We start from the raw sequence: 16,549 nt of genomic DNA, 5'->3' as shown, positions 1-16,549 counted from the left end.
ACGGCACGACGACGAGTCGATCGGGGGCAGGAACGCCGGCCCCGCATTCCGGGTCCGCAGAGCAACAAGACTCCGGCACGCCTGCCGCCGCGCCCACGCCCCGGCGGCGCCGCGTGGCCGCGTGGATCGTGATCGGCATCGCGCTGCTCGTGGTGGGCGGCATCGGCGGCGCCATCTCGGCGGCGAACCAGTGGGCCGCCCGGGACGCCCTGGATCCCGCCTCGGCGGGTCCGCAGGGCACCCGCGCACTGGCCGAGGTGCTGCGCAGCCACGGCGTCGACGTCGAGGTGACGCGCAACCGCGCGGACGCGCTCGCGGCCCTCGACGGCTCGGCGGCGACGCTCGTGCTGCCCGATGCGCCTGCGCTGTCGGACGACGCCGTGTCACAGCTCGCCGATGCCGCCGACGACGTCGTGCTGATCCAGCCACGCTCCCGCACCCTGGACCTCCTGCTGCCGGGGTCGGCCGCGGCGGGCTTCGCCGCAGGGGATGCCGTCGCGCCGGCATGCGAGTCCGCCGAGGCGGACCGCGCCGGCGCCGTCGCCCCCGGCGCCCTGTACACGCCCGGATCAGCGACGGCAGCCTGCTACCCGGTCGAAGAGGGATTCGGACTCCTCGTGCACGACACCGGCGACCGGCGCGTCTGGGCCGTCGACGGGAGCGTCCTCTTCACGAACGAGCATCTCGCGGCCGACGGAAACGCCGCGCTCGCCGCGAACCTGATGGGGCGGCATCCACTGGTCGTCTGGTACGTGCCGAGCGCCGGCGACACCGACCTCAGCGACACCGATCCGTCGCTGGGCGAGCTCACGCCCCCGTGGGCGAGCCCCGTCATCGTGCTGCTGCTGGTCGCGGGCGTCGCCGCGGCGATCTGGCGCGGACGCCGATTCGGGCCGCTCGTGGCCGAGCGGCTGCCCGTGACCGTGCGCGCATCGGAGACCACCGAGGGGCGCGCGCGCCTGTACGCACGAGCACGCGACCCCTTGCACGCCGCCGATCGCCTGCGCATCGGCGCGCTGCGGCGACTGTCGGCGCTCCTGGGTCTCGGCGCGCACGCCGAAGCCGGGGAGGTCGCCGACGCCGCGGCCGGACGCACCGGATGGGACCGCGCGACTGTGCGCGGCATCCTGCTCGACGACATCCCCCGCAGCGACGCCGACCTCGTCGCCCTGAGCACCCGCCTGCGAGACCTGGAGGAGGCCGTGCACACGGCCGTCCGCCCCGAGAGGAGCACCCGATGACGGACACCCCCGACACCCCGACCCCCGACGGCGTGGCCGGCGGCGCGCCCGCCGCGCCGGCGTTCGGCGAGCCCGGAGCACGGGCGTACGGCGCCGCGCTGTCGCCCGACGGGGCGGGGGCGCCGCGCGACGGCGTCGAGCCCGACCATGCCGCGCTACGGGAGGCGATGAACCGCGTGCGCATCGAGGTCGGCAAGGCCGTCGTCGGTCAGGACGGCACCGTCACGGGGCTGCTGATCGCCCTGCTCGCTCGCGGCCACGTGCTGCTGGAGGGCGTCCCCGGCGTCGCCAAGACGCTGCTCGTGCGCGCGTTCTCGACGGCGCTCGGGCTCGACACCAAGCGCATCCAGTTCACCCCCGACCTCATGCCGGGCGACGTGTCGGGCTCGCTCGTGTACGACGCGCGGACCGGCGAGTTCGAGTTCCGCGAGGGCCCGGTCTTCACCAACGTGGTGCTCGCCGACGAGATCAACCGCACGCCCCCGAAGACCCAGGCGGCGCTCCTGGAGGCGATGGAGGAGCGCCAGGTGTCGACCGACGGCGTCACGCGCCCCCTCCCCGACCCGTTCCTCGTCGCGGCGACGCAGAACCCGATCGAGCACGAGGGCACCTATACGCTCCCCGAGGCGCAGCTGGACCGGTTCCTGCTGAAGCTCATCGTCGAGGTGCCGGCACGCGACGCCGAGCTCGCGGTGCTGCGTCGCCATGCCGGCGGCTTCGACCCGCGCGACCTCGCCGCCGCGGGGCTGCAGCGTGCCGCGACCGCGGACGAGATCCGCGCGGCACAACGCGCCGCCTCCTCCGTCACCGTGTCGGACGACGTGCTCGGCTACGTCGTCGATCTCGCCCAGGCGACGCGCCGGAGTCCCTCGGTGCAGCTGGGCGTGAGCCCTCGGGCGGCCACCGCTCTCCTCGCCGCCGCCAAGGCATGGGCGTGGCTCGGCGGGTACCCGGCCATCACCCCCGATCACGTGCAGACGATGCTCCTGCCGACGTGGCGTCACCGCATCCGGCTGCGGCCGGACGCGGAGCTCGAAGGAGTGTCGGTCGACGCCGTGCTCGGCTCGGTCCTGCAGCAGACCCGCGTCCCCATCTGATCCGCATGTACCTCACCGGCCGCCTCCCGCTCCTCGTCGCCCTCGGCGTCGTGCCCGTCGTGCTGCTCTCGCTCGCCGGCGTCGATGCGTGGCTCGCGGCCGCCGGGTGGGTCGTGCTGTGCGCAGCCGCCGCCCTCGGCGACGCAGCGGCCGCGGCGGACCCGCGCCAAGTCACGGTGAAGCGCCGGATGCCGCACCGCGTGCTGCTCGGGCAGCCGGTCCTCTCCGAGATCATCGTCCGCAACGGCGGCACGCGCACGATCCGCGGTCTGGTGCGGGACGCGTGGCAGCCGACCGCCGGCGCCCCTGCCGAGCGTCAGACGATCGAGCTGCCGGCCGGAGAGGCGCGGGCCGTCGGCATCCCGCTCCTCCCCCGCCGGCGCGGCGAGCTGCGCTCCGCCTTCGTCGTGGTGCGGTCGGACGGGCCGCTGCGTCTGGCCGGACGACAGGCCCGGATCGACGCGCCGGGCGCGATCCGCGTCCTGCCGCCGTTCACCGCACGTCGGCACCTGCCCTCGCGGCTGGCGCGGCTGCGCGAGCTCGACGGCAGCACCAGCGTGCAGGTGCGCGGCCAGGGCACCGAGTTCGACAGCCTTCGCGAGTACGTGCGGGGCGACGACGTGCGATCGATCGACTGGCGCGCCACGGCCCGCTCGACCACCACCATGCTGCGCACGTGGCGTCCCGAGCGCGACCGGCACGTCGTCATCGTGATCGACACCGGCCGCACCGCCGCCGCGCGGGTCGGAGACGGCGTCCGCATGGATGCCGCCATGGAGGCCGCCCTGCTGCTCTCGGCGCTGGCAACCCGCGCGGGCGACCACGTGCACCTGCTGATGTTCGACCGGGTGATCCGCGCCCGTGTGACCCGCGTCGACGGGCCGGGCCTGCTCCCCGCTCTCGTGGACGCGATGGCGCCCGTCGAGCCCCAACTCATCGACACGGACTGGGACGCCGCGTTCGCGCAGGTGCGCGCGCTCACCTCGCGACCCTCGCTGGTCGTGCTGCTCACGGCGCAGGACGCGGCCGAAGCGGCACGCGGATTCCTCGGGTCGCTTCCGGCGCTGGCGCAGTCGGCCCACGTCCTCGTCGGGGCGGTGACGGGCGACGCCGAGCCGCTCCCGGAGCGCCCGGACGCGGCCGACGTGTACCGCGCGGCCGCCGTCGAGCGGGCGGCGCAGGATGCCGCGGTGGTCGCGGCGGCGATCGGCCGGGCGGGCGGCGAAGCCATCGCCGACACGCCCGACGGGCTGCCGCCGCGCATCGCCGACCGCTACCTCGCGCTCAAGGCAACGGGGCGCCTGTAGCACGGGCATCCGCGGACACTCCGACCGGCTTCCCTGAGAATCTGCTGGGCGGCCCGATACTCTCGCGACGATGAAAGGAGTCCGCCATGCCGGATACCATCAAGGACCCCACCACGGCGACCAAGCTCGTCGCAGAGGCTCTCGGTACGTTCCTGCTCGTCTTCGGCGGCGTCGGCACCGCGTTGTTCGCCGCCACCTTCCCCGCCGACTCTGACGGCAATCCGCTCGGCGTCGGGTTCGTCGGCGTCGCTCTCGCCTTCGGCCTCACGGTGGTCGTCGGCGCCTACGCGTGGGGCCCGATCTCGGGCGGCCACTTCAACCCCGCCATCACCCTCGGCCTCGCCGCCGCGGGACGGTTCGCGTGGCGGGACAGCATCGCCTACATCATCGCCCAGCTCATCGGCGGCGCGCTCGGGACCACCGTCATCGTGCTCGTCGGCCTGTTCGGGCCCGAGGGCTGGCTCGCCACGGCGCAGGACGGCGGCTTCGCGTCCAACGGCTTCGACGAGCACTCCCCCGGCGGCTTCGGACTGGGCGCCGCGATCATCGCCGAGATCGTGCTCACGGCCATCTTCGTGTTCATCATCCTCGGCGTGACGCACACCGTCCGCGGCACGGCGGCCCTCGCGCCGCTGGCGATCGGCCTCACGCTGACGCTGATCCACCTGATCTCGATCCCGATCGACAACACGTCGGTGAACCCGGCGCGCTCGATCGCCGCGGCGATCTACGGCGGCCCTGCGGCGCTGTCGCAGGTCTGGGTGTTCATCGTGTTCCCGATCGTCGGCGGCATCCTGGCCGGCGTGATCCACCGGGCGCTCTTCGAGCCGAAGGGCTCGCTGCCGCCGGACCAGTCGCAGGCGCGGGTGCCCGACGCACGCTGAGCCCCCGGCACGACGCGGAACGGCCCGCCCCCTCGGGGGCGGGCCGTTCCTCATGGATGCCGGCAGCCGCGGCCGCCGGCATCCACTCTGTCAACGCAGGTCGAACCGGTCGAGCTCGGTGACCTTGCCCCACGCCTTGACGAAGTCGCGCACGAACTTCTCGTTCGCGTCGTCCGAGGCGTACACCTCGGCGACCGCGCGCAGCTCCGAGTTCGACGCGAACAGCAGGTCGACGCGCGTGCCGATGCCGACCGGCTCGCCCGAGCCGTCCTTCGCGCCCGAGAACGCGTGCGACCCCGGGTCGAGCGGCTTCCACGTGGTGCCGAGGTCGAGCAGGTTCACGAAGAAGTCGTTCGTGAGCACGCCCTTGCGGTCGGTGAACACGCCGTAGTCCGAGTCGTCCCAGTTGGCGCCGAGCACGCGCAGGCCGCCGACGAGGACGGTCATCTCGGGTGCGCTGAGCGTCAGCAGGTTCGCGCGGTCGATGAGGTGGTGCTCCTCGGGCATGAACGCCGACGGGCCGTAGTAGTTGCGGAACCCGTCGGTCACAGGCTCCAGGAACGCGAACGACTGCACGTCGGTCTGCTCCTGCGAGGCGTCAGTGCGACCCGGGTGGAACTCCACCTCGACGTCGACGCCCGCGTCCGCCGCGGCCTTCTCGACCGCCGCGTTGCCGGCCAGCACGATGAGGTCGGCCAGCGACACCCGCTTGCCGTCGGTGCGGCCGTCGTTGAACGATGCCTGGACGGCCTCGAGCGTGGCCAGCACGGACTGCAGCTGGGCGGGCTTGTTGACCTCCCAGTCCTTCTGCGGGGCGAGGCGGATGCGGGCGCCGTTCACGCCGCCGCGCTTGTCGCTGCCGCGGAAGCTGGATGCCGCCGCCCACGTCGTCTCCACGAGCTCGGACACGCCGAGCCCCGACTCGAGGATGGCGGCCTTGAGCGCGGTCGCGTCGGCCGCGTCGATGAGCTCGTGATCGACGGCGGGAACACGGTCCTGCCACACCAGCTCTTCGGCGGGGACCTCGGATCCGAGATAGCGCTCGATGGGACCCATGTCGCGGTGGGTGAGCTTGAACCACGCGCGCGCGAACGCATCGGCGAAGGCCTCGGTGTCGTCCTTGAAGCGACGCGAGATCTTGTCGTACTCGGGGTCCATGCGCAGGGCGATGTCGCTCGTGAGCATGCGGGGCTCGCGGCGTCCGTCCGAGTGCGCCAGCGGCACCATGTCGGCGCCGCCGCCGTTGATCGGGCGCCACTGGTGGCCGCCGCCCGGGCTGCGCATGAGCTCCCACTCGTACGCGTAGAGGATGTGGAAGAACTCGTTGTCCCAGCGGGTCGGGTGGTACGTCCAGGTCACCTCGAGCCCCGACGTGATCGTGTCATCGCCCTTGCCGGTGCCGTGGTTGTTCTTCCAGCCGAGGCCCTGCTGCTCCAGGCCGGCGGCCTCGGGGTTGTCCTCGACGTTCGTGTCGGGCGCCGCGCCGTGCGTCTTGCCGAACGTGTGACCGCCCGCGATCAGCGCGACCGTCTCTTCGTCGTCCATCGCCATGCGGCCGAAGGTCTCGCGGATGTCGCGGGCCGACGCCAGCGGGTCCGGGTTGCCGTTGGGGCCCTCGGGGTTGACGTAGATGAGGCCCATCTGCACGGCCGCGAGCGGGCGCTCCAGGTCGCGGTCGCCGGAGTAGCGCTCGTCGGCGAGCCACGTCGTCTCGGGGCCCCAGTACACGTCGGCGTCCGGCTCCCACACGTCGGCGCGACCGCCGGCGAAGCCGAACGTCTTGAAGCCCATCGACTCGAGCGCGACGTTGCCGGCGAGGATCATCAGGTCGGCCCACGAGATCGCCTGGCCGTACTTCTTCTTCACCGGCCACAGCAGGCGGCGAGCCTTGTCGAGGTTGACGTTGTCGGGCCAGCTGTTCAGCGGCGCGAAGCGCTGCTGTCCGGCACCGCCGCCGCCGCGGCCGTCGGTCACGCGGTAGGTGCCGGCGCTGTGCCACGCCATGCGGATCATGAGCGGGCCGTAGTTGCCGAAGTCCGCGGGCCACCAGTCCTGCGACGTGGTGAGGACCTCCGCGATGTCGGACTTGACGGCGGCGAGATCGAGCGTCTCGAACGCGGCCTTGTAGTCGAAGTCCTCGCCGAGCGGGTTCGCGACCGCCGGGTTCTTCGCGAGGATCTTGAGGTTCAGCTGGTTCGGCCACCACACGCTGTTCGCGTTGCCGGTGGTCGGGTGGGGCTGGCCGCCGTGGATCACCGGGCAGCCCTCGGTCTCGTTCGGCCGCGGGCGGGTCTCGCCGTCCTCACGCTCGTCGACGGGGGTGTCGATCGGGGTGACCGCCTGGTCGGCGTCGGTGGGGTTCTCGCCGATCTCGGGGATCGTGTCGTTGGTATCGGACATGGTTACCTTCCTTGCAGGCGAACGGGATGGGAACGGGAGTCAGGATGCCGCGAGTGCGGCGCAGGCGGGGCACACGCCCCAGAACGTGACCTCGGCCACGCGCACGGTGTACCCGTGCGCGTCGTCGGGCGTGAGGCACGGAGCCTCGCCGACGACGCAGTCCACGTCTTGGACGGCGCCGCATTCCGAGCAGACGAGGTGATGGTGGTTGTCGTCCACGCGCAGCTCGTACAGGCCGGGACGCCCGGCCGGCTCGATGCGGCGGGCGAGGCCGGCGTCGACGAAGTCGCCGAGGGCGTTGTAGACCGACTGCAGGCTCGTCGCCGGGACGGAGCGCGCGACGATGGCGAACAGCTCGTCGGCGCTGGCGTGCGGACGCTCGACGAGCGCCTCGACCACGGCGCGCCGGGAGTCGGTGACCCGCAGCCCCGCAGCGCGCAGCCGCTCGGCGGCGACGGTCTCGGCGGGTGACGCCGAGCTGCCGGGAGCGGCGGCTTCGGTGGGCGGGATCACACCCTCAGCTTAGCCAAGTTTTGATTCACTCAAAACAACGGGTGCGGCATCCAGCATCCGGCGCTCAGCCGGCGACGAGCGTCGGCGTCCCCGCCTCGAACTCGGTCAGATCGCCGGTTTCGCCCTGCCGCGCGGCTCGGCGCCCCAGCATCAGCATGTACAGGAGGAAGAGGGCGAGCGCGAACGCGCCGATGCCGATCTTCACCGGCCACGGCCACGGCTGCCGCGTCACGAAGCCCTCGATGAGTCCCGAGACGCCGAGCGCGATGACCAGTCCGATGGCGATGGTGGCGAGCGAGCGGCCGGCGGCGGCGAGTGCCGCGCCGCGTGAGCGGGGTCCGGGCGCGACCCACGCCCAGAAGATCTGCAGGCCCGCGGCCCCGGCCACGAAGATGCTCGTGAGCTCGAGCAGGCCGTGCGGCAGGATGAACAGCACGAAGACGTCGGCGCGGTCGAACGCCGTCAGCACCGCGGCGGCGGTGCCGACGCCCACGGCGTTCTGGACCAGCACCATGAGGGGCCAGATCCCGGTGATGCCGAACAGCACGCATTGCGCGGCGATCCAGGCGTTGTTGGTCCACACCGTGCCGGCGAACACGGCGGCGGGGTTCTCGCTGTAGTAGTCGGTGAACCGGTTCTCGGCGTAATCCTCCAGCTGGGCGCGGCTTCCGAGGCTCGCCACCAGGGCCGGGTCGCCCGACACCCACAGCGCCACCGTCGTGACGACGATGACGAAGCCGACCGCGATCGCCAGCGTGGTCCAGCGCACGCGGTACAGCGCGGCGGGCAGCTGCAGCACGAAGAACCGCGGGATCTGCCGCATCACGTTGTCGGGGGCGCCGGTGAGCCGCAGCCGGGCGCGGGCCAGCATCGTCGAGATGTGATCGCTCTGCACGCTCCGCCCGGCAGAGGTCTTCGCGTCGGCGAGATCGGCGGATGCCGCACGATAGCGGGTCACCAGCTCGTCGACCTCGGGCCCCGACAGCTGACGGGTCCGGCTCAGCGCGTCCAGGCGCGCCCACTCCTCGCGGCGGGCGGCCGTGAGGGCGTCAAGATCCATGCGCTTTACTGTAGCCATGCCCGCCGAGCGTCCGACCATCATCGACATCCATCAGGACGAGGTGCTCACCGGCGAGGCGGTCGCACTGGACGTGCAGCCGGTCGGGTACTTCCTGCGGGCGCTCGGCGTCATCATCGACATGCTGCTCGGCTTCGCCGCGCTGCTGCTGTTCGCGCTGGGCGCGGGCTGGCTCGTGACGAACGGCGCGCTCGACGGCGCGGTCGTCCCCATCCTCACCATCGTGATGCTGGTGCTCGTGATGGTCGTGATCCCGACGGTCGTCGAGACGGCCGGCCACGGCCGCAGCCTCGGCCGGCTCGCCGTCGGCGCCCGCATCGTGCGCTCCGACGGCGGCGCCGCCGGCTTCCGTCAGGCGTTCATCCGCGCTCTCGTCGGCGTGTTCGAGCTGTGGTTCACCCTGGGCGCCGTCGCGGCACTCGTCGGCGCGTTCACACCGCGCTCGCAGCGCCTGGGCGACCTGCTCGCGGGCACGTACTCCGAGCGCACCCGCACCCCCCGGCTGCCCGAGGCGGGGCTGGGAATCCCCCCGGTCCTCGCAGAGTGGGCCGGCGTCGCCGATGTCGCCCGGCTTCCCGAGCCGCTCTCGCGACGCCTCGCGCAGTTCGCACGATCGGCGACGAGCATGGAGCCGGCTGCCCGCGCCCGGACGGCGGCATCCCTCGCTCGCGAGACGGCGGAGTTCGTGTCTCCGGTCCCGGCGGGCGACCCCGAGACGTTCCTCATCGGCGTGGTCGCCCTGCGTCGCGCGCGCGAGCTGCGCGCGCTGCAGCTCGAGACGGCGCGCGTGGAGGCACTGACCGCACCGGTGTCGGCCCCGCCTCGCGGCTTCCCCGATCGCTGAGGCGCAGCCGGGCTCAGTAGCGGTAGTGGTCCAGCTTGTACGGGCCCTCGACCGGGACGCCGATGTAGGCCGCCTGCTCGTCCGACAGTGTCGTCAGCTTCACTCCGAGCGCGTCGAGGTGCAGGCGCGCGACCTTCTCATCGAGGTGCTTCGGCAGCGTGTACACCGCGGTCGGGTACTCGTCGCGCTTCGTGAACAGCTCGATCTGGGCCAGCACCTGGTTGGTGAACGACGCGCTCATCACGAAGGAGGGATGCCCCGTGGCGTTGCCGAGGTTCAGCAGGCGCCCCTCGCTCAGCACGAGCACGCTGCGACCGGTCGGCAGCCGCCACTCGTGCACCTGCGGCTTGATCTCGATCTTCTCGACGCCCTCGAGCGACTCCAGGCCTGCCATGTCGATCTCGTTGTCGAAGTGGCCGACGTTGCCGACGATCGCGAGGTGCTTGAGCTTCAGCAGGTCGTCGACCGTCACGACGTCCTTGTTGCCGGTGCCGGTGATGACGATGTCGACCTCGCCGGCGACATCGGCCAGCCGCGCCACCTGGTAGCCGTCCATGGCGGCCTGCAGCGCGCAGATCGGGTCGACCTCGCTCACGATCACGCGAGCGCCCTGGCCGCGCAGCGCCTCGGCGGCGCCCTTGCCGACGTCGCCGTAGCCGCACACGAAGGCGACCTTGCCGCCCATCAGGACGTCGGTCGCGCGGTTGATGCCGTCCGGAAGCGAGTGGCGGATGCCGTACTTGTTGTCGAACTTGGACTTGGTGACCGAGTCGTTCACGTTGATCGCGGGGAACAGCAGTTCGCCGGCGGCCGCGAGCTCGTACAGACGGTGGACGCCCGTCGTCGTCTCCTCCGTCACGCCGAGGAGGTCGCCCGCCATGCGCGTGAACCGCTGCGCGTCGCGCGCGAGGCTGGCTCGCAGCGTGTCGAGGATGATCCGGTACTCGGCGCTGTCGTCGGCGGCGGCATCTGCAACCGCGCCGGCCTTCTCGAACTCGACGCCCTTGTGCACGAGCAGGGTCGCGTCGCCGCCGTCGTCGAGGATCATGTTCGGTCCGTCGAAGCCCTCGGCCGTCCAGTCGAAGATGCGGTCGGCCAGACGCCAGTACTCCTCCAGGGTCTCGCCCTTCCAAGCGAAGACGGGCACGCCGGCGGGCGCGTCCACGGTGCCGGCCGGGCCGACGACGACGGCTGCGGCCGCCTCGTCCTGTGTCGAGAAGATGTTGCAGCTCGCCCAGCGCACCTGCGCGCCGAGCGCGACGAGGGTCTCGATGAGCACCGCCGTCTGCACCGTCATGTGCAGCGAGCCCGCGATGCGCGCGCCCTTGAGCGGCTGCGAGGCGCCGAACTCCTCGCGCAGGGCCATGAGCCCCGGCATCTCGTTCTCGGCGAGGCGCAGCTGGTGACGGCCCGCCTCCGCGAGCGAGAGGTCGGCGACCTCGTACTCGAAGGCGGGGACGGAAGCCTCGACGGGCGTGGCGACGGCGGTGTGGGACGGCATCCGCCCATTGTCCCACGGCGAGGCCGCCACGGAACCGCGCGGGACGTCAGGTGCGCAGCGTCTCGTGACGCACGACCACCCAGCCGCGCGGCACCGACAGGCGCTCGGTGTGCTGCGCGCACAGGTCGTGCGCGTGGGGGTCGCCGGCGGCGCCGAGGGGTCCGACGGCCGCCATCTGGTCGGCGTAGTCGTACGTGAGCGTCGACACCGCCTCACGGGCGCAGCCGACCTTGGAGCAGACTCTCTGGCGCATCACCGTGACGCTACCGCGAACCGGCGACACCGAGCCGCATGCCGCGCCGCCGCTGCCCGCGCGGGACGCGCCGCGACACCCGCCTGACCGCGTCTCCCCCGGCCTAGGATGGACCCATGGCGTGGCGCAAGACCCGGACCAGCGAACGCGCGGCGGTGCGCCCCGCGCGGCACGGCCGCCACGGTCGCGAGGGTCGCAGCTCGGTCGTCCGGCCGCCGCTCCCCCCTCTCGACACCCGCGTCGACCGCTTCGACCTCTCGGTGGGCACCGCCGCGGAGTTCCTGCGCTCCGCGTGGTCAGAGCTTCGCGACGTGCGGTTCGAGGTGGCCGACATGCCGGCCGCCACCGATGACGACGGCATCCCCCGCTGGACGGTGCTGCGTGACGAACGTCGCATCGTCCTGTACCGGCTCCCGATCGAGCGACTCAGCCACCTGCACCGCGATGATGAGCTGCATCACCGCATGCTGGTCGAGGGCTCGGTCTTCCGCGCTGCGGCGGAGTACCTCGACCGCGACCCCTGGGATCTCGGTCCCGAACGCTTCCGGTACTTCTGACGCGGGACGCTCAGGGGTATACGACGATCGCGTGCGCCGCGACGTCCGCCGGCCACACCGGAATGCCCGCGAGCGCGCCGTCGCCGGTGAGCGACAGCCCCGCACGCACCGGGTCGGCCGGATCGATCACGTAGACCGTCCGGGGCGACAGGCGCACGGTCGTCGATCCGCCGGCGGGCACGGTGAGATCGACCTCGAATCCGCCGCCGTGCGCGGCGACGCTCACGTCCGCCGGCGCGGTGCCGGGATTGACCACCGTCAACGTCGGCACGGGGCCTCCGGGCGTCACGAAGAGAGTGGATGCCGCCACCTCGGGTGACGGCGTGTACCAGGCGAAGTCATCGCCCTCGCCGAATCCCGTCGTCTGCCACACGGCGGCGACGACAGGCGTCTCCGCCTCCACCGTCACGGTGTAGGAACCGGCGGCGAGACCGTCCAGCTCCAGCTCCAGCGGGCTGCCCGGCTCGAGCGGGACCTCCTGCGCGGCGCGCGCGGGCTCCGTGCGTCCGGCGGCGGTCACCACCACCCGGGCGGTCGTCGCGACCGACGGCGACAGCATCCGCAGCATCGTCGCCCCCGCAGAACCGTCCTGCGCCGGCGACCGGGTGACGGCGACGCCCGCGATCACCAGCTGCGACTCGGGCGCGGCGATCGGACCCACCTGGTCGACCCCGCCGGGCGTGAGCGTGCGGGTGATGCTGGTCTGCAGCGACGCGTGGATGGGCGCGCCGACGGCCGACACGCGTACCACCGGGCTCTCTTCGCCGAGGGCGATGCCGGCCAGCGGCACCACCCGCTGCGTGCCCGGCGCGACGATGAGGTCGGCGCCGCCGGGCGGCGTCTGCGGGCCCGCGACGCCGTACACCGTCAGCTGGACGGTCGCGGCGACGGTGCCCGGGTTCGACAGCAGCACGAGGTCGGCCGCACCCGTCGCGCCCGATCCGCCGACGAGCCACGACTCCAGGAGCGGCGGGCGGCAGGCGGACGCCGCGAAACCGGCGAGATCGTCCGCACGCGCGGTCGCCGCTCCGGCGGCGGCGACGTCCACCGCAGCGCCCGCCTCAGGCGGAGCGGTCAGCGTGACCGGCCCCTCCCCGACGGCGTCGTTGGTCAATGTCTGCTGCTGCGGTTCTGCGGCGCCGTCCTTCACGCCCGTGACGACGGTCTGGCGTGCCGCGAGCGTGAGCGACGCGGCATCCGCCGCATTGCGTCCGATGGACAGCAGCGCTCCGTCGCAGGTGATGACCGACGCGGCCGGCGCCGGCGTCGCCGCGATCTGCACCGGCTCGCGCACGACGGTCGGCCACGGAACGGTGACGGCGGTGACGACCGCGATCACGGCGACGACCGATACGGCCGTGCCGATCAGCAGACGGGCGCTCGTCGTCGCCCAGCGGAACACGCGGCGATCGCTCATCGGCCCTCCTCCCAGTGGGGCCCCACCACGCGCGGGGTCCGTCGCGCCGCGCGTCGCGTGGCGGCGGTCGGCACGGCGAGGAGCAGCGCGATCCCGAAGACAGCGATCTGCGCGAAGCCGATCCAGCGGGCCAGCGCCGTCTGCGACCCGGACTCGTCAGGACGCGGCGCGACGTCGTCGACGACGCGCCACAGCTCGCCCTTCGCGGTGTCGCCGACGACGACGAGCGTGTCGCGCTGACTGAGCGCCGTCGTCGCCGACAGCCGCATCGTGCGCGCCGCGTCGGTCTCGGGGACCGCGGACGGCGCGAGCAGGATGAACCCGATGCCCCGATGCGCGAGCTGGGCCACCACGTCGTCGGCGGACGGCGTGACGAGGTCGGCGGCGAGTGCAGCGACCTCCTCATCCTGCGCATCGGGGTGCGTTCGCGTGGACTGCAGCGTCGTCTGGCCGCCGAGCGTCTCGCTGCCGCCCCACACGATCTGCGCCGCGACCCCGGCATCGGACTGCGGAGTGAGCACGATGGTGCCGACATCCGGGTTCCCCCGGCCCTCGGCGGCGACGAAGGCCGGCAGGGTGCTCGCGGGCCCGTTCGCGACGGTCGCTACCCCGCGGGTGAATGCGGTCAGCGACGGCAGTGCCAGCGTCACCGCACCGGCCAGCACGAGGGCCGCCGCGATGCCGCGCACGAACGCGACGCGGGGCGCCAGTCCGGCATCCAGCGACACCAGCGCGCCGCCGAGCGCTCCGAGCCACGCGAGGCTCAGCCCGCTGCCTGGCCAGATCGGCACCGAGATCGACTGCGTGAAGGCCACGGCCACCCCGACCGCGGCGAATGCGGTGGCCAGACCCAGGGCCGTCACGACCAGCAGCACGGTGCCCGCGGCCCAGCGCTGCGTCAGAGGCGCCGCGAGAGCCAGGAGCGCCAGAGGCACGCTCAGCAGCGGCACCCACCACGTCGGGCCGTCCGGCAGCAGCGTGGTCCATCCCGCCAGATCCGAGGTCGGGATGCCTGCGGCCAGGAGCGCGCGCCCCGCGGCGTCGGCCGCCACCTGCGGGCCGGCCCAGGGCACGCCGGGGTCGGCGACGAGTCCCCACACCCGAGCGTTCGCGAGCGCGTTCCAGACCACCGGCACCGCGAGCACGAGAGACGGGACGACGAGCCAGACGAGCCGGGTCACGCCACGACCCGAGCGCACGGCGACGGCGATGACGATCATGCCGACCCACACCACCGCCAGCGCAGCGGCCAGCGAAGGAGCCGTCGCGACCACACCCGCGAGCAGGATCGAGGCGGTGCCGGCGCCCGCCCACGAACGATGGGCGACGGATCCCGCGAAGAACAGCCACGGCAGCAGCAGGTGGACGATGACCCCGGTGGGGCGCCCCTGCGTGAGGGCGACGAGGAGCGTCGGCGACAGCGCCCATACGGCGCCGCCCAGGATGCGCAGCCCCGAGCGCTCGGTGACGCGTGTCGCGGCGAACCAGCCCCCGAGCGCGGCGAGCGGCAGCGCGACGATCCACAGCAGCACGAGCGCACGCGACGGTGCCCACGGCCACAGCGTGCCGATGATCGCGACGACCGCGGCGAAGGGATCCGCGGGCCCGACGGTGTCGAGGCCGAGGATGCGCTGCCCGAACGCGGCGTCGTCCCACAGCTGCCCGACGGTCGTGGCGAGCGGCTGCAGAGCTCCACCGCCGAGCACCGGCCAGGCCAGGAGTGCGGGGAACGCCGCGATCGACGCCGCCAGCGCGCCCAGCACCAGCCACGCCCCGCCGCCCGAGAAGAAGCGCAGGTCGCGTCGCCGCACTCCACCAAGCGCGACCTCGGGGTCGTCGTCCAGCCGCTCGCGCAGCTCTGTGCGCGTCGTGCGCAGGGGAGCGATCTGCGCCCATGAGCCTGCGCCGTCGCGGGCGAGACCGGTCCTCGCCCGCGTCAGGCGCCGACGGGCGCGCCACACCGCCGGGATCGCGACGAGCGCAACCGCCGCCGCGCCCCACTCGGACGGAATGCGCCCCGGCTGCTTGCGGACGAGGTCGACCGCCGTGCGCCACAGCGCCAGCGGAAGCAGGGTGAGCCAGTGCAGCGGCACCGCGAAGGCGGGCGCGTAGACGAGGCGACGGTGCAGCTGCGCCACCCGTTCGGCGTACACGGCGCGACGGCGCCGCTGCGGGGTGAGCGGGATCGGAACCCCGGCTACGCCGTCGCCGGCGACGGCCACGCGCGCACGAGGGGCGAGTGACACGCGAGCGCCCGCGAGCCGGGCGCGCACGCCGAGGTCGAGCCCTTCGTCGGCACCGGCGAGCCCCGGATCGATCCCGTCGAGCGCAGACCAGGCTTCCGCGCGGATGAGGATGCCGCGAACGTCGGCTCCGAGCACGTCCTCGCGCGCGTCGTGCTGGCCCTGATCGAGCTCGCCGTCCGCGATGCCGACGCTGCGTCCCCACCGCGTCATGCTGACCCCGAGCGAGACGATCTCGGCGCGGTCGTCCCAGCGCACGAGCTTCGGCGCCACGAAGGCGACCGAGGGCGACAGCTCCAGCGCGCCGAGCAGCTGCGCGAGCGCGTCCGGTTCGGGGGCCGTGTCCTGGGCGAGGAGCCACAGCGCGTCGGCGCCGTCGTCGGCGCCGCGGACGGCGAGGACGGCGGCCGCGGCGTAGCCGGTCGAGGCCGGCGCTCGGACGAGCGAGGTGGCCGACGAGGCCTCGACGATGTCGTGAAGGTGGTCGTCGCCACCGCAGACGATGACCGTCAGCGCGTCGACCGCGCGCACCTGCTCATCGAGCGCGGCCAGCGTGCGCCGCAGGTGGAACGCGGCCGGCGTGCGACCATCGGGACGCACGACGAGGATGGCGTGAACTCGAGCGGGCATGTCCTGGTCAGCCTAGGCGCGCGCGCCCGTCAGCCTCGTTGAACGCGCCGGGTCGGCCGGATAGGCCGGCCGACCGGCGTCGTTCAGCTCGCGCGCCGCTTGAGCTTGCGGCGCTCGCGCTCGCTCAGGCCGCCCCAGATGCCGAACCGCTCATCGTTCTGCAGCGCGTACTCGAGGCATTCGCCCCGAACGTCGCACGACCCGCAGATGCGCTTGGCATCTCGCGTGGAGCCGCCCTTCTCGGGGAAGAACGCCTCCGGATCTGTCTGCGAACACAATGCATCGGTCTGCCAGGCGAGCGGATTGTCGTCGTCCACATCGATGTTGCGGCGAACCCCCGGAACCCCCAGTTGAACCGGATCGACGAACCAGTCGTCGGGAACGCCGGAACGGAATTGCGAAACCGTCATGTCGTTCTCACCCCCGTGATCCTGCTCCACGCTGGTGCGTGTTGTAGGTGTAATTACACCCGTGTAGTTCACCGAGGTCAAGTCGCAGATATTAAAGCCTCAACACAGTCTTGAACCTTCACGACGCGCCGACGGCGTGTCGCACTGTGATAACAGTCCGCGTCACCCGTCTCC

Annotated in this window: 14 protein-coding genes; 6 read left to right on the top strand and 8 right to left on the bottom strand. The window is 72.9% G+C overall.

The features are described from left to right. The first annotated feature begins 113 nt into the window (after positions 1-113). The 4 genes from FB391_RS04110 (at position 114) to aqpZ (ending at position 4,529) form a co-directional block, all read left to right on the top strand. Positions 114-1,241 carry a DUF4350 domain-containing protein gene (locus tag FB391_RS04110; RefSeq protein ID WP_141892993.1) on the top strand — a complete coding sequence of 376 codons (1,128 nt, stop codon included), beginning with the start codon at positions 114-116 and terminating at the stop codon, positions 1,239-1,241. Continuing rightward, entirely contained in the window at positions 1,238-2,338 is a 1,101-nt protein-coding gene (locus FB391_RS04105) for an AAA family ATPase (protein ID WP_425462935.1), read from the top strand. The genes FB391_RS04110 and FB391_RS04105 overlap by 4 nt, the downstream gene beginning before the upstream one ends. A gap of 5 nt (positions 2,339-2,343) precedes the next feature. After that, positions 2,344-3,645 carry a DUF58 domain-containing protein gene (locus FB391_RS04100; protein WP_141892992.1) on the top strand — a complete coding sequence of 434 codons (1,302 nt, stop codon included), beginning with the start codon at positions 2,344-2,346 and terminating at the stop codon, positions 3,643-3,645. A gap of 86 nt (positions 3,646-3,731) precedes the next feature. Then, positions 3,732-4,529, top strand: coding sequence for an aquaporin Z (aqpZ, locus tag FB391_RS04095; RefSeq protein ID WP_141892991.1), 798 nt, complete (start codon positions 3,732-3,734; stop codon positions 4,527-4,529). A gap of 90 nt (positions 4,530-4,619) precedes the next feature. On the opposite strand, the gene katG is transcribed toward aqpZ, so the two are convergent. The 3 genes from katG to FB391_RS04080 form a co-directional block, all read right to left on the bottom strand. Continuing rightward, on the bottom strand, positions 4,620-6,929 hold the full coding sequence (gene katG / locus FB391_RS04090; RefSeq protein WP_141892990.1) for a catalase/peroxidase HPI: 2,310 nt from the start codon (positions 6,927-6,929) through the stop codon (positions 4,620-4,622). 39 nt (positions 6,930-6,968) lie between these two features. Continuing rightward, positions 6,969-7,439, bottom strand: coding sequence for a Fur family transcriptional regulator (locus FB391_RS04085; protein WP_185842978.1), 471 nt, complete (start codon positions 7,437-7,439; stop codon positions 6,969-6,971). Between the two features lie 67 nt (positions 7,440-7,506). After that, positions 7,507-8,502, bottom strand: coding sequence for a stage II sporulation protein M (locus FB391_RS04080; RefSeq protein WP_141892989.1), 996 nt, complete (start codon positions 8,500-8,502; stop codon positions 7,507-7,509). A gap of 16 nt (positions 8,503-8,518) precedes the next feature. Between FB391_RS04080 and FB391_RS04075 the strand changes: the two genes are divergently transcribed. Beyond that, complete coding sequence (locus tag FB391_RS04075) at positions 8,519-9,364, top strand: RDD family protein (RefSeq protein WP_141892988.1); 846 nt, start codon at positions 8,519-8,521, stop codon at positions 9,362-9,364. A 13-nt stretch (positions 9,365-9,377) separates the two neighbouring features. Here FB391_RS04075 and ahcY read toward each other — a convergent pair whose 3' ends face one another. Beyond that, complete coding sequence (gene ahcY, locus FB391_RS04070) at positions 9,378-10,865, bottom strand: adenosylhomocysteinase (RefSeq protein WP_141892987.1); 1,488 nt, start codon at positions 10,863-10,865, stop codon at positions 9,378-9,380. Positions 10,866-10,911: 46 nt separating this feature from the next. After that, a complete protein-coding gene (locus tag FB391_RS04065; RefSeq protein ID WP_141892986.1) occupies positions 10,912-11,118 on the bottom strand; it encodes a DUF3499 family protein in 207 nt (68 codons plus the stop codon). Positions 11,119-11,234: 116 nt separating this feature from the next. On the opposite strand from FB391_RS04065, the gene FB391_RS04060 reads away from it, so the two are divergent. Further along, positions 11,235-11,675 (top strand): metallopeptidase family protein, encoded by a 441-nt coding sequence (locus tag FB391_RS04060; protein WP_185842932.1) that lies wholly within the window; start codon positions 11,235-11,237, stop codon positions 11,673-11,675. Positions 11,676-11,685: 10 nt separating this feature from the next. Here the strand turns inward: FB391_RS04060 and FB391_RS04055 are convergent, their stop codons facing one another. From FB391_RS04055 to FB391_RS04045, 3 genes are all read right to left on the bottom strand, one after another. Next, on the bottom strand, positions 11,686-13,092 hold the full coding sequence (locus tag FB391_RS04055; protein WP_141892985.1) for a DUF5719 family protein: 1,407 nt from the start codon (positions 13,090-13,092) through the stop codon (positions 11,686-11,688). Next, positions 13,089-15,965, bottom strand: a complete 2,877-nt coding sequence (locus FB391_RS04050; RefSeq protein WP_141892984.1) for a glycosyltransferase — start codon at positions 15,963-15,965, stop codon at positions 13,089-13,091. The genes FB391_RS04055 and FB391_RS04050 overlap by 4 nt, the downstream gene beginning before the upstream one ends. A gap of 83 nt (positions 15,966-16,048) precedes the next feature. Next, complete coding sequence (locus FB391_RS04045) at positions 16,049-16,375, bottom strand: WhiB family transcriptional regulator (RefSeq protein ID WP_141893640.1); 327 nt, start codon at positions 16,373-16,375, stop codon at positions 16,049-16,051. Positions 16,376-16,549: the final 174 nt, after the last annotated feature.

The organism is Microbacterium kyungheense, from assembly GCF_006783905.1.
GTDB classification, from domain to species: Bacteria; Actinomycetota; Actinomycetes; order Actinomycetales; family Microbacteriaceae; genus Microbacterium; species Microbacterium kyungheense.
The sequence above is the reverse complement of the archived record's forward strand: the minus strand, read 5'-3'. Positions and strand labels throughout refer to the sequence as shown.

Bases quoted from the DNA above. Each gene is read 5' to 3' on its own strand.
- FB391_RS04100 (WP_141892992.1), top strand. From the start codon at position 2,344: ATGTACCTCACCGGCCGCCTCCCGCTCCTCGTCGCCCTCGGCGTCGTG.
- FB391_RS04060 (WP_185842932.1), top strand. From the start codon at position 11,235: ATGGCGTGGCGCAAGACCCGGACCAGCGAACGCGCGGCGGTGCGCCCC.
- FB391_RS04045 (WP_141893640.1), bottom strand. From the start codon at position 16,375: ATGACGGTTTCGCAATTCCGTTCCGGCGTTCCCGACGACTGGTTCGTC.
- FB391_RS04080 (WP_141892989.1), bottom strand. From the start codon at position 8,502: ATGGATCTTGACGCCCTCACGGCCGCCCGCCGCGAGGAGTGGGCGCGC.
- aqpZ (WP_141892991.1), top strand. From the start codon at position 3,732: ATGCCGGATACCATCAAGGACCCCACCACGGCGACCAAGCTCGTCGCA.
- FB391_RS04105 (WP_425462935.1), top strand. From the start codon at position 1,238: ATGACGGACACCCCCGACACCCCGACCCCCGACGGCGTGGCCGGCGGC.
- FB391_RS04075 (WP_141892988.1), top strand. From the start codon at position 8,519: ATGCCCGCCGAGCGTCCGACCATCATCGACATCCATCAGGACGAGGTG.
- ahcY (WP_141892987.1), bottom strand. From the start codon at position 10,865: ATGCCGTCCCACACCGCCGTCGCCACGCCCGTCGAGGCTTCCGTCCCC.
- FB391_RS04050 (WP_141892984.1), bottom strand. From the start codon at position 15,965: ATGCCCGCTCGAGTTCACGCCATCCTCGTCGTGCGTCCCGATGGTCGC.
- katG (WP_141892990.1), bottom strand. From the start codon at position 6,929: ATGTCCGATACCAACGACACGATCCCCGAGATCGGCGAGAACCCCACC.
- FB391_RS04055 (WP_141892985.1), bottom strand. From the start codon at position 13,092: ATGAGCGATCGCCGCGTGTTCCGCTGGGCGACGACGAGCGCCCGTCTG.
- FB391_RS04065 (WP_141892986.1), bottom strand. From the start codon at position 11,118: ATGCGCCAGAGAGTCTGCTCCAAGGTCGGCTGCGCCCGTGAGGCGGTG.